The 12,333-nt window shown below is 29.6% G+C and carries 12 protein-coding genes; 5 read left to right on the top strand and 7 right to left on the bottom strand.

Annotated elements, in window-relative coordinates:
* Positions 1-573 precede the first annotated feature (573 nt).
* The 7 genes from gyrA to dnaA form a co-directional block, all read right to left on the bottom strand.
* Complete coding sequence (gene gyrA / locus LPC13_RS15755; protein WP_005212812.1) at positions 574-3,120, bottom strand: DNA gyrase subunit A; 2,547 nt, start codon at positions 3,118-3,120, stop codon at positions 574-576.
* 34 nt (positions 3,121-3,154) lie between these two features.
* The gene (gene gyrB, locus LPC13_RS15750; protein WP_005212811.1) at positions 3,155-5,071 is read right to left on the bottom strand and encodes a DNA topoisomerase (ATP-hydrolyzing) subunit B; all 1,917 of its coding nucleotides are present in this window, start codon (positions 5,069-5,071) and stop codon (positions 3,155-3,157) included.
* 54 nt (positions 5,072-5,125) lie between these two features.
* Positions 5,126-5,386: an extracellular matrix regulator RemB gene (gene remB / locus LPC13_RS15745; RefSeq protein WP_005212810.1), complete on the bottom strand. Its 261-nt coding sequence runs from the start codon at positions 5,384-5,386 to the stop codon at positions 5,126-5,128.
* A 13-nt stretch (positions 5,387-5,399) separates the two neighbouring features.
* Positions 5,400-6,485, bottom strand: a complete 1,086-nt coding sequence (gene recF / locus LPC13_RS15740) for a DNA replication/repair protein RecF (RefSeq protein WP_234089003.1) — start codon at positions 6,483-6,485, stop codon at positions 5,400-5,402.
* 56 nt (positions 6,486-6,541) lie between these two features.
* A complete protein-coding gene (locus LPC13_RS15735; protein ID WP_005212806.1) occupies positions 6,542-6,748 on the bottom strand; it encodes an RNA-binding S4 domain-containing protein in 207 nt (68 codons plus the stop codon).
* Between the two features lie 43 nt (positions 6,749-6,791).
* A complete protein-coding gene (gene dnaN / locus LPC13_RS15730) occupies positions 6,792-7,892 on the bottom strand; it encodes a DNA polymerase III subunit beta (RefSeq protein ID WP_040419249.1) in 1,101 nt (366 codons plus the stop codon).
* Between the two features lie 268 nt (positions 7,893-8,160).
* On the bottom strand, positions 8,161-9,519 hold the full coding sequence (gene dnaA, locus LPC13_RS15725; protein ID WP_005212802.1) for a chromosomal replication initiator protein DnaA: 1,359 nt from the start codon (positions 9,517-9,519) through the stop codon (positions 8,161-8,163).
* 518 nt (positions 9,520-10,037) lie between these two features.
* Here dnaA and rpmH point away from each other — a divergent pair.
* The 5 genes from rpmH to jag all read left to right on the top strand — a co-directional run bounded on the left by rpmH (position 10,038) and on the right by jag (position 12,230).
* The gene (gene rpmH, locus LPC13_RS17200) at positions 10,038-10,172 is read left to right on the top strand and encodes a 50S ribosomal protein L34 (protein ID WP_032116814.1); all 135 of its coding nucleotides are present in this window, start codon (positions 10,038-10,040) and stop codon (positions 10,170-10,172) included.
* A 62-nt stretch (positions 10,173-10,234) separates the two neighbouring features.
* Positions 10,235-10,588, top strand: a complete 354-nt coding sequence (gene rnpA / locus LPC13_RS15710; protein ID WP_005212800.1) for a ribonuclease P protein component — start codon at positions 10,235-10,237, stop codon at positions 10,586-10,588.
* Complete coding sequence (yidD, locus tag LPC13_RS15705) at positions 10,585-10,797, top strand: membrane protein insertion efficiency factor YidD (protein ID WP_005212799.1); 213 nt, start codon at positions 10,585-10,587, stop codon at positions 10,795-10,797. Before rnpA ends, yidD begins: the two co-directional genes overlap by 4 nt.
* Before the next feature lie 14 nt (positions 10,798-10,811).
* Positions 10,812-11,576, top strand: coding sequence for a membrane protein insertase YidC (gene yidC, locus LPC13_RS15700; RefSeq protein ID WP_195245559.1), 765 nt, complete (start codon positions 10,812-10,814; stop codon positions 11,574-11,576).
* Between the two features lie 30 nt (positions 11,577-11,606).
* On the top strand, positions 11,607-12,230 hold the full coding sequence (jag, locus tag LPC13_RS15695) for an RNA-binding cell elongation regulator Jag/EloR (protein ID WP_195245560.1): 624 nt from the start codon (positions 11,607-11,609) through the stop codon (positions 12,228-12,230).
* Positions 12,231-12,333: the final 103 nt, after the last annotated feature.

The following is a 12,333-nucleotide window of genomic DNA, read 5'->3' as shown; positions in this document are numbered from 1 at the left end:
ATTTTAAGACTCTCAAAAGAATTGCTGGTTTACTTTAACTATATTCTGTTCAATTTTCAAAGACCATTTTCTGTGTCACCCTCAAGCGACTTCTTTATCTTATCACTACTTTCGACCCCTGTCAACAACTTTTTAAAAAAGTTTTTTCAGTCTGTCGTTAGCGACGAGATTTATCTTATCACCTCACGCTATACTTGTCAACAAAATGTTTTTTCAAGTTTTTGTAGCGCTCATCAGCGACGAAGACTATCTTATCATTAATCTAAAAATACTTTAAATTATATTTTGTTATTAAGATGAATTATTCTAATAATACGTTGTTTTTCTTTATTTTTCTTTGTTTTTATATTATTGATACACTTGGTTCAGAGTATTAATATATTTAGCCATTTTATATGCTTTTTACTTGAATTATATCAATTTCTAACAATAAATAGCTTAATATCTCTCATCGTTTATACCTATTTTCTATAATTTCTTAATTGTATTAACAACTTTTACTTTATTTCTCCATAAAAAATAAAGATGCAAGATTTAGATTTAAAAATCTAAGCCTCACATCTTTTCTTATTTCTATTCTTCTGTATCTTCCTTCATAGCCTCTTCAACTAATCTATCTAAACTAGTATCCTTTTCCTCAACAGCTACTTCATTATCAACACAGTCATCTAATGATAATTGCTCATCCTTTTCTTCATCATCTGTACCAGCAATTTTAGCTATAGCTACAATTTTTTCTTCTTCAGAAGTTCTCATTAATGTAACTCCCATTGCTGATCTGCTAGTTACTGAAATATCTGAAACATTTATTCTAATTGCAATACCACTTGTATTTATAAGCATTAACTCATCTTCTGGCTTACAAACAGTAGCCCCTATAACCTTACCAGTCTTTTCACTTATCTTATAAGTTATAAGACCAACACCACCTCTATTTTGTCTCTTATACTCAGTTAATGGTGTTCTCTTACCAAATCCATTTTCACTAATAACTAATAAATCTTCATTATCTACTGCTATATCCATACATACAGCTACATCATCTTCTCTTAAGTTCATAGACTTAACCCCTGATGCAGTTCTTCCCATTGGTCTTACATCTTTTTCATTAAACTTAATTGCATTACCATCTTGAGAAACTATTATTATATCTGCATCTCCTCTTGTTACTTTAACCTTAAGAAGTTCATCTCCTTCTCTTAAGTTAATAGCAATAAGTCCGCTCTTTCTTAGGTTCTTAAACTCTGATAATGGAGTCTTCTTAACAAGACCTTGTTTAGTTGCCATAAATAAGTAACCTTCAGCAGTATTATCTCTAACCGTTAGTACTGTTTCTATTCTTTCGTCTTGTTCTATTTGTATAAGATTTATTATATTAGTACCCTTTGCAGTTCTTCCAGCATCAGGTATTTCGTAAGCTCTCTTCTTATATACTCTACCTCTATTAGTAAAGAATAATACATCTGAGTGAGTTGAAGTTACTAAAACATGTTCTACAAAGTCATCTTCTTTTGTAGCCATTGCTTGTATTCCTCTTCCACCTCTTCTTTGAGCTGAATATGTATCAGCTGATATTCTCTTTATATATCCTGAATGAGTTAAAGTAACAACAGTTTCTTCCTCTTGAATTAGATCCTCAATATCTATATCATTAACGATTTTTTCAATTTGAGTTCTTCTTTCATCGTTATATCTTGCTTTTATTTCAAGTAATTCTTCTTTAATTACACTTAATAATTTTTCTTCACTTGCAAGAATTGAATTTAAGTAATTTATAAGCTTCATTAGCTCATTATATTCTTCTTCAATCTTATCTCTTTCTAATCCTGTTAATCTTCTTAATCTCATTTCTAAAATAGCAATTGCTTGCTTTTCAGATAATCCAAATCTTTCGATTAAAGTATTTTTTGCTATTTCTCCAGTTTTAGAACTTCTAATAATACTTATAACTTCATCAATATTATCTAATGCTATTCTTAAACCTTCTAGTATATGAGCTCTAGCTTGAGCTTTTTCAAGTTCAAATATAGTTCTTCTAGTAACAACTTCTTTTTGGAACTCTATATAATTACTTAATATTTGCTTTAAACTTAAAATTTGTGGCTCATTATTAACTAGCGCTAACATTATTATTCCAAAGGTATCTTGCATTTTTGTATGCTTAAATAATAGGTTTAAAACTATATTAGGATTTGCATCCTTCTTAAGCTCTATTACTATTCTCATACCTTCTCTGTCAGATTCATCTCTTAAGTCTGATATTCCAACAATTTTTTTATCTTTAACTAAATCCGCTATATTTTCGATAAGCTTAGCTTTATTAACTTGATATGGAATTTCAGTAACTATTATTTTGTGTCTTCCATTTTCTTCTTCTATTTCAGTTTTAGCTCTAACTACAACTTTACCTTTACCAGTCTCATAGGCAGCTCTTATTCCTGATTTACCCATGATAATTCCACCTGTTGGGAAGTCTGGTCCCTTGATACATGTCATAAGTTCTAATCCAGTAGTTTCTGGATTATCTATTAACATTATAGTTCCATCTATAACTTCACCTAGGTTATGCGGTGGTATATTAGTAGCCATACCAACAGCTATACCTGATGATCCATTAACTAAAAGATTAGGATATCTTGAAGGTAAAACTACAGGTTCTTGTTCTTCACCGTCAAAGTTTGGCATAAAATCAACAGTATTCTTATTTATATCTCTAAGCATTTCTACTGCTATTTTATTCATCTTTGCTTCTGTATATCTCATTGCCGCTGCACTATCACCGTCCACAGAACCAAAGTTTCCATGACCATCAACAAGCATATATCTCATTGAGAAATCTTGAGCCATTCTTACTAACGCATCATAAACAGATGAATCACCATGTGGATGGTACTTACCTAAAACTTCCCCAACTATTCTGGCACATTTTCTGTATCCTTTATTTGGTTCTAGTCCTAACTCTTGCATTGCATAAAGAATTCTTCTATGAACTGGCTTAAGACCATCCCTTACATCTGGAAGAGCACGCCCAACAATTACACTCATAGCATAATCGATATAGCATTGTTTCATTTCTTTATTTATATCTACATGTATAAATTTTCCCTCATTTAAGTTCATGTACTCACCTCAACTAATACTAAATACCTTAGTACTAAATATCTAAATTGCTTATTTTGCTAGCATTCTTTTGAATAAATTCTCTTCTTGGTTCAACCTTATCTCCCATTAAGATAGTAAATATTTCATCTGCAGCAATTGCATCACTTACACTTGCCTTTTTAAGAATTCTATGTTCTGGATCCATTGTTGTATCCCATAATTGAGTTGCATTCATTTCTCCAAGACCTTTATATCTTTGAATATTTGTTGAATTATCTTTTCCACCAAACTCTTCTAAGATACTATCAAGTTCTTCATCAGTATATGCATAACTTTCTTTTTTGCCCTTACTAACTTTATATAATGGTGGTTGCGCTATATATACATGTCCTCCATCTATTAGTGGTCTCATGTATCTATAGAAGAATGTTAATAATAGAGTTCTTATATGCGCTCCATCAACATCGGCATCGGTCATAATTATTATTCTATTATATCTTAATTTTTCTTCATCAAAATCTTTTCCTATTCCTGCACCAAAAGCAGTAATCATAGATCTTATTGTATCTGAATTAAGAATTCTATCTAGTCTTTGTTTTTCAACGTTAAGTATCTTACCTCTTAAAGGTAATATTGCTTGGAATTTTCTATCTCTTCCTTGCTTTGCAGAACCTCCTGCTGAATCTCCTTCGACTATATAGATTTCACATTCTGCTGGATCCTTTGATGAACAATCCGCAAGCTTTCCAGGAAGTGTTGATCTTTCTAGTACAGATTTTCTTGTAAGCTCTCTTGCCTTTCTAGCTGCATCTCTAGCTCTTGCAGCCATTAATGCTTTATCTATAATAATCTTACCTACAGCTGGATTTTCTTCTAAGAAAATACTTACACCTTCAGCAACTATAGAATCTACAACTCCTCTTACCTCTGAATTACCTAGCTTAGTTTTCGTTTGCCCTTCAAATTGTGGTTCAGATATCTTTACTGAAATAACAGCTGTAAGCCCTTCCCTTGCATCATCACCTGAAAGATTTTTATCATTTTCCTTTATATGGCCAAACCTCTTAGCATAATCATTTATTGCTCTAGTTAAAGCAGATTTAAAACCAGCTAAGTGAGTTCCCCCTTCTATAGTATCTATATTATTTGCAAAAGAATATAAGTTCTCATTATATCCGTCATTGTATTGCAGAGCAATTTCTGCTATGATACCATCTTTTTCTCCTTCAACATAAATAGGAGATTCATGTAATACTTCTTTATTTCTGTTTAAGTAAGAAACGAATTCTTTTATACCACCTTCATAGTGATACTTTTCTATCTTTTCTTCTTCTTCTCTTTTATCTTCTAGAGTTATACAAATTCCTTTGTTAAGGAATGCTAACTCTCTTAATCTACTTGATAATATTTCAAACTCAAATTCAGTTGTTTCAAATATTTCATGGTCTGGCTTAAATACTACTTTAGTTCCATGTCCGTCATCTTCACCAATTTTAGTTAAATCACAAAGAACATTTCCTCTTGAATATTTTTGTTGCCATACATATCCTTCTCTTGTTACTGTTACTTCACAATATTCAGATAAAGCATTAACAACAGATGCACCAACACCATGAAGACCACCAGATACTTTGTATCCTCCGCCTCCAAATTTACCACCAGCATGTAATACTGTCATAATTACTTCAACAGTAGATTTCCCCATTTTAGGATGTAAACCAACTGGCATACCTCTACCATCATCAATTACTGTAATTGAGTTATCCTCATTTATAGTAACTTTTATGTTTTTACAAAATCCAGCAAGTGCTTCATCAATACTATTATCAACTATTTCGTATACTAAATGATGAAGTCCTCTTGAACTAGTAGTACCTATGTACATTCCTGGTCTTTTTCTAACAGCTTCTAAACCTTCTAAAACCTGAATCTGACTTTCATCATAACTTTGCTTATTTTCTTCCAACATAAACTCCTCCTTATAATTTGATTTATATTAACGTATGAAGGCTAAATATTGGACTCAAGGATTATAATCAATATTTGTTCTTTTCGTTAAAGTAGATGATGAGATTGGTGATAAATAAACCTTACTCATTTTATTTACTTCTGCAATAACAAATGATTTAGGACTTTCCTTTGAAATTCTTTCAACAAATCCGTCTTCTTCAGCCATTCTTAAAAAAGATATTGTATCTGAACCATACATTGATGTTTGTAAATCAAATATACCAATTACATCTTTTATTGGTACAACTACATTTTCTCCTAAATGTAAAAACATAAGAACTCCTCCTTTAATTTAGAATTTCTCCATCCTTAACCTTAAAAACTTTAGATTTATCATCTAGATATTCATATAAATCTTCTATTCCAGTACATGTAATTATTGTTTGTATATCACCTATAGTACTTAAAATATATCTCTTTCTGCTAAAATCAAGCTCTGATAATACATCATCTAATAACAATACAGGATGTTCACCTGTAAGTTCTTTAATTATTTTTAATGATGAAAATTTAATAGTTAAGACAGCTGTTCTCTGTTGCCCCTGTGATCCATAACTTTTAGTATCAATATCATTTATTAAAACCATAAAATCATCTCTGTGAGGACCAACAGAAGTTATTCCTCTCTCACTATCTCTAGCTCTATTTTTTTCTAAAAGTGAATAAAAACTTTCTTTAATATTTTCTAAGTCTTTAATATTACTAATATATTTAAATTCTATTTTTTCTTTTCCTGAAGTTATGTCAGCATGAATTTTAGCAGAGTATTTATTTAATTTTTCTATATATTTAAGTCTCTCTACTATTATATTATATCCAAATTCAACCAATTGCATATCATATACATCTAAAATATCTTTATTAATGCTTCTATTTCGTAAAATAGTATTTCTTTCATTCAAAACTTTATTGTATTGAACAAGATTATAATAATATTTAGCATCTAGCTGACATAATTCCATATCTATGAATTTTCTTCTCACACCAGGAGAATCCTTAATTATTTTTAAATCTTCTGGAGAAAACATTACAACATTAAAATTTCCGAACAATTCTCCAATTTTTTTAATTTTAACCTTGTTAATCTGTATTGCTTTTTTTCCGTCTTTAAGAATGCTTATATCAATTCTCTTATCTAATCTTTCTCTACCAACAGTAACACTTAAAAGTGCATTGTCAGAATTCCATTTGATAAGTTCTCTATCCTTTGACGTTCTATGAGACCTTGCAAAAGCACAGTAGTATATACCCTCTAATATGTTAGTTTTTCCTTGAGCATTATCTCCCATAAAAACATTAACATTTTGACCTAAACTGATATCCAACACATTATAATTTCTATAATTAAGCATTTGCAATCTTTTAATAAACATCTTAAACACCCTTAATTATAACATACTAAAGTTAACTAATTACAATAAAATAGTTATTATACTACCTTAAAGGTATCACCATTAAACTCTACTACGTCACCCTTGTATAATTTTTTTCCTCTTTGTGTGCAAATTTCTCCATTTACTTTTACAAGTTCATCTAAAATATACATTTTTGCTTCAGAACCTAATGAAGCTGCACCTGAAAATTTTAAAAATGAATCTAATTTTATAAATTCTGTTGTTATTTCTATTTCAATCATAAAGCTTTTTTGTATAACATTCGAATATTTATACAAAATCCTCCTATCTAACTAATCTAACTGGTAAAACCAAGTATTTAGCATTATTCCCATTTTTGCCTTTTATTACACATGGACTAACACTTGAAGTCATTTCTATAACAATATCTTCTTCTTCCATATTTTTAAGAACATCTAAGAGATATCTTGAATTAAATGCAATTTGTATTCCTTCCCCTTGCAGATTAGCACTAACTTCTTCTCTCACTTTTCCCAATTGAGAATTAGAAGTGATAATTAAACTCTCTTCTTGAACATCTAATTTTATTAAATTACTGTTTCCATCCTTAGCCATTAAAGATGCTCTTTCTAATCCATTTTGGAAATCTTGCTTTTTAATATTAACTAATAATTTATACTCTTGTGGTAAAAGAGATAAATAGTTAACAAATTTCCCATCTAGAAGTCTTGATATAATTTTTGTGTTATCCACATTAAATAGTATATGGTTGTGGGTAAATGTAATTTTTAATATTTCTTCGTTGTCTTCTAAAATCTTAGAAACTTCATTTAAAGTTTTACCAGGAATAACAACTTCTATGTTATCATCAAGATCTAATAATTCACTTCTAACTGCTAATCTGTAACCATCTAAAGCAACTAGGTTTAATTCTTTATTTTTTACTTCAAAAAGAATACCTTGTAAAATAGGTCTAGCTTCATCTTGAGCTATAGCAAAAGAAGTTCCCTTTATCATATTTTTTAATATGTTTTGAGGTACTTCAACTGTAACATCTTCATTTATGTTAGGTAGTGCAGGGTAATCACTAGAATTCATGAAAACTAAGTTAAATACTGACTTTTCACATGTAATTTGAATTAAATCATTTTCTGCTATTTCAATTTTTACATCTGAATTAGGTAATTTTCTAATGATTTCTGCAAATATTTTTGCATCAATTACGATACTACCTTCTTGGATAACATCTGCTTCAACCTTAGTTTCTATACTAACATCCATATCTGAACCAATAAGAGTAAGACCTTCTTTATTAGCTTCTATGTAAATACCTTCTAGTATAGGCATTGTTGTTTTTCCAGTAATAGCTTTAGTAACTATAGAAATACCTTCTTGTAATTTTTGTTTTGAGCATATTATGTTCATAATTTTAATCTTACCTCCTAAGTTATACACATTGAATTGATAACAATATATATATAGATAAATAATAAAAATAATAATAACAGTAGTAGTAGGGCGTGTGGATATGTGGATAAGTACTTCTAGCCCTTATTTTACAATAAAATTTGTGTAAAAAATACTGTGGATAAGTTGGTAACAAAAATGCACTCTTATCCACAGTATCCACATCGAAAGAGTAAAAAGAAACTTATCCACAAACAATTCACCGGTAGTTATGTACAGTTGTTGATTATTTTTGTGTTAGCTTTTTGGTGATATCATTTAATGTATGTTCTAAGCTCTCATCACGATTTAAACTTTCGGATATTTTTTCATAAGCATGTATAACAGTTGTATGATCACGACCACCAAATTCTTCGCCAATCTTAGGTAATGACATATCTGTAAGTTTTCTGCTAAGATACATAGCTATTTGTCTAGGGTAAGCTACATTCCTAGTTCTTCTTTGTGATTTTAAATCTTCAACTCTTAAATTAAAGTACGTAGCTACTACATCTTGAATTAAGTCTATAGTTATACTTTTATTTTGTTTGTTTGAAATTATATCTTTTAAAGCTTCACTAGCTAAATCAACTGTTATTTCTCTATTTGTTAATGACGAATAAGCAACTATTCTAATTAAAGCACCTTCAAGTTCTCTAATATTTGATTTAATCTTAGTTGCTATATAAACCATTACTTCATTTGGAACATTTAATTTTTCTACATCGGCTTTTTTCTTTAATATAGCCATTCTAGTTTCAAAATCTGGAGCTTGAATATCTGCAATAAGTCCCCATTCGAATCTTGAACGTAGTCTGTCTTCTAGTGTTGGTATTTCTTTAGGTGGTCTATCAGATGATAAAATTATTTGCTTATTTGCTTCGTGCAGTGTATTAAAAGTATGGAAAAACTCTTCTTGAGTTCTTTCCTTACCAGCAATAAATTGAATATCATCTATTAAAAGAACGTCAACACTTCTATATTTAGTTCTGAATTCTTCGTTTTTATCATCTTTTATTGCATTAATTAATTCGTTTGTAAATTTTTCTGATGAAACATAAACAACTTTAGCATTTGGATTATTTTGAAGAATATAGTGTCCAATTGCATGCATTAAGTGAGTTTTTCCTAGTCCTACACCTCCATAAATGAAAAGCGGATTATAAGCTTTAGCCGGAGACTCAGCAACTGCAAGTGATGCAGCATGAGCAAATCTATTGCTATTACCAATTACAAAGGAATTGAAAGTATATTTAGGATTTAATGTACTAGACATTTCATCATTAACAACTACTGTCATATTGTCCTTTTTTGGTTGCTTTGTCTTCTCTTCTAGCTCTTCAGCGTCTTGAATTTCAGAAGCAATTAAAAATTCTAAGTTGTAAGTTTTAGAACATGCGACCTCAATTGAATTTATAACTAAGTCTTTATATCTTTTTTCCAATATATCTTGAGTGAAGGAATTAGGGACACTGATTTTTATAGTATTAGATGATATAGATATAGGTTCACAACTCTTAATCCAAGTGTTAAAGCTAACCTCAGTTAATTCACCCTTAATAATATTTAATGTTTTTTCCCATAGTTCTTTAAGATCAGTCTCCATTTTAGTATCCTCCAAAAAAAGAAATTTAAAAAATTATAAACAGGATATCAACAAAATTAGTCACAGAAAAAAATTTGTTGATAAATGTTGAAAAAAGTTAATCACATGTTAATAATTCTGTAGATAAAATAGTCATAATATAGTTATCCACAATTATGATTAATATAAACCTAGATATTATTAACAGGAATAAATGCCCTAAAAATGATAATAATATATACGAAATACGAAGTTATCCAGAAAAAACGAACAAGTTATACACAGAATAATCCACAAATGTGGATAAGTTAAGTTATGCACATATTTATTCACACTTATACTTAATAATATCACAAGTTAACATAAGTTATCAATAAGTTATCCACAAAAAATAAACTGTGTATAAAATTATCAACAGGTTTACGGAATTTAATTCATATTGACAGTAAAAAGTTAAGTATATATAATAATAAGGTAAATTTATTTTTGAGAGATATAGTTTTTACTATAAATAATTCACTCAAAGGGGGTGTATTTGAATGTTCATGACATACCAACCAAAAAAGAGACAAAGAAAAAAAGAACATGGTTTCAGAAAAAGAATGAGCACTGCTTCAGGAAGAACTGTTCTTAAGAGAAGAAGACAAAAAGGTAGAAAAAAATTAACAGCATAAGGGCCGCACTTTGTGGCCTTTTTTCTGCAAATGCAGGAATTTAAGGAGATCTATTAATACTTATGATATATAAATTAAGAAAGAATACAGAGTTTAGACTTGTTTATAGGAGAGGAAAATCCTATGCTAACAATTTATTAGTTCTATATGTCTTTAATAATAAGAAAAATATAGATGATGAAAAATTACCTTATAATAAAGTAGGTATTTCTGTAAGTAAGAAAGTTGGAAATAGTGTAGTTAGAAGTAGAAGTAAGAGGCTTATTTCTGAGAGCTATAGATTAAATAGAGAAGATGTAAAAAAAGGATATGATTTTGTTTTTGTAGCCAGAACCTCTATTAATGAAAAAAAATATAGCGATGTGGAAGCTGCTATGATAAACTTATTTAAAAAGGCAGGAATATATATAAAATGAAAAAAATGCTTTTAACATTAATAAAGCTATATCAGAAATATTATTCTCCTATGCGACCAAGAAGGTGTATATTTGTACCTACATGTTCTGAGTATGCAGTTGAAGCCATCACTAAATATGGGGCTTTAAAGGGAGGATTTTTATCTATAAAGAGAATTTTAAGGTGTAATCCTTTTAACAAAAATGGAGGATACGATCCGGTAAAATAAGGAGGCTATTAAGAATGTGGAATGCAATTGTAAGTGCAATGACATCGATGTTCAATGCTTTGCATGATTTAATTGTATCGTTAGGGGTACCAGTAGAAAAAGAAGGGGTTTCATACGTATTAGCTATTATAGTTTTTACAGCAATAATTAGATTATTAATATTACCTCTTAATATTAAGGCAACAAAATCAAATGCCAAAATGCAAGAAATTCAACCAGAAATGAAAAAATTACAAACTAAATATGCTAATGATCCTCAGAAGTTACAATTAGAAACTTCTAAGTTGATGAAAGAAAATAATGTTAGTATGTTTGGAGGATGTTTACCATCTTTATTACCATTGCCAATATTATTTGCATTATATGGTGTGTTTAGAAATATAACAGCAACTCCAGGTGCAGATACATCATTTTTATTTATTCCAGATATATTTGGAATACCTAAAATAGGATTTGTTTCAATAATATTAGCAATATTAGCAGCATTAAGCACATATATTCCATCATTATTATTAAGTAAATCAATGCCACAACAAGAAGGTGGTATGAATATGAGTACTATGAATATAATGATGTCAGGTATGATGGGATTCATGGCTCTTCAATTCCAACCAATACTTATAATTTATTGGATAACTGGTGGAGTAATTCAATTAATTCAAACTTATTTCTTAAATTACTTACCATCAATGAAGAAAAAGAAAATTGAAGAAGAGAAAAAGGCTGCAGCTCAAATAGAGAAAGCTAAAAAATCTACACCAAAAACTAAAAAGAGATAATTATCATATTTTCTAGGTGGTGAATAGGGTATGAAAGTAATAGAAATGACGGGTAAAACCGTAGAAGAAGCATTAAAAAATGCTTTACTACAATTAAAGCTAACAGAAGATAAAGTTGATGTTGAAATACTTGATGAGGGAAGTAAGGGATTATTTAATCTAATAGGCGCTAAGCCAGCAAGAGTTAAAGTAGTAAAAAAACCGGATATAGTAGATGATACAAAACAATTCTTAGAGAATGTTTTAAAAGCTATGGGAATTGAAGCTGAAATTGCTATTAATGATGTAAATGATGTTATTAACATTAATTTATCAGGTCCTAAAATGGGATTAGCAATAGGGTATAGAGGAGAAACTTTAGATTCTCTACAATATTTAGTTTCGTTAGTAGTAAATAAAAACCATAGTAATCCATACAAGAGAGTTGTATTGGATGCAGAAAACTATAGAAAGAAAAGAGAAGAAACTTTAATAAGAGTTGCTCAAAAAACAGCAGCTAAGGTTAGAAAATCAGGTAGACCATATAGGTTAGAACCAATGAACCCTTATGAAAGAAGAATAATTCATTCAGCACTACAAGAATATACTGATATTAACACATATAGTGAAGGTGAAGAACCTTTCAGAAAAATTGTTATAAGTTTAAAGAAATAAGAGAAAGCAAATTTTGCTTTCTCTTATTTTTTTGTGTGTGCCCAGCATGGGCAACAACTTGACGGTGAAAGTCCGTTGTGGGCTTGGTAGTGGGAACCACTAG

The organism is Clostridium celatum (assembly GCF_021412605.1).
Taxonomy (GTDB): Bacteria; Bacillota; Clostridia; order Clostridiales; family Clostridiaceae; genus Clostridium; species Clostridium celatum.
This window is presented reverse-complemented; position numbering and strand designations above follow the sequence as displayed.

Coding starts and splice junctions, on each gene's coding strand:
- gyrA (WP_005212812.1), bottom strand. CDS start 3,120: ATGAACTTAAATGAGGGAAAATTTATACATGTAGATATAAATAAAGAA.
- gyrB (WP_005212811.1), bottom strand. CDS start 5,071: ATGTTGGAAGAAAATAAGCAAAGTTATGATGAAAGTCAGATTCAGGTT.
- remB (WP_005212810.1), bottom strand. CDS start 5,386: ATGTTTTTACATTTAGGAGAAAATGTAGTTGTACCAATAAAAGATGTA.
- recF (WP_234089003.1), bottom strand. CDS start 6,485: ATGTTTATTAAAAGATTGCAAATGCTTAATTATAGAAATTATAATGTG.
- LPC13_RS15735 (WP_005212806.1), bottom strand. CDS start 6,748: ATGATTGAAATAGAAATAACAACAGAATTTATAAAATTAGATTCATTT.
- dnaN (WP_040419249.1), bottom strand. CDS start 7,892: ATGAACATAATATGCTCAAAACAAAAATTACAAGAAGGTATTTCTATA.
- dnaA (WP_005212802.1), bottom strand. CDS start 9,519: ATGGAGACTGATCTTAAAGAACTATGGGAAAAAACATTAAATATTATT.
- rpmH (WP_032116814.1), top strand. CDS start 10,038: ATGTTCATGACATACCAACCAAAAAAGAGACAAAGAAAAAAAGAACAT.
- rnpA (WP_005212800.1), top strand. CDS start 10,235: ATGATATATAAATTAAGAAAGAATACAGAGTTTAGACTTGTTTATAGG.
- yidD (WP_005212799.1), top strand. CDS start 10,585: ATGAAAAAAATGCTTTTAACATTAATAAAGCTATATCAGAAATATTAT.
- yidC (WP_195245559.1), top strand. CDS start 10,812: ATGTGGAATGCAATTGTAAGTGCAATGACATCGATGTTCAATGCTTTG.
- jag (WP_195245560.1), top strand. CDS start 11,607: ATGAAAGTAATAGAAATGACGGGTAAAACCGTAGAAGAAGCATTAAAA.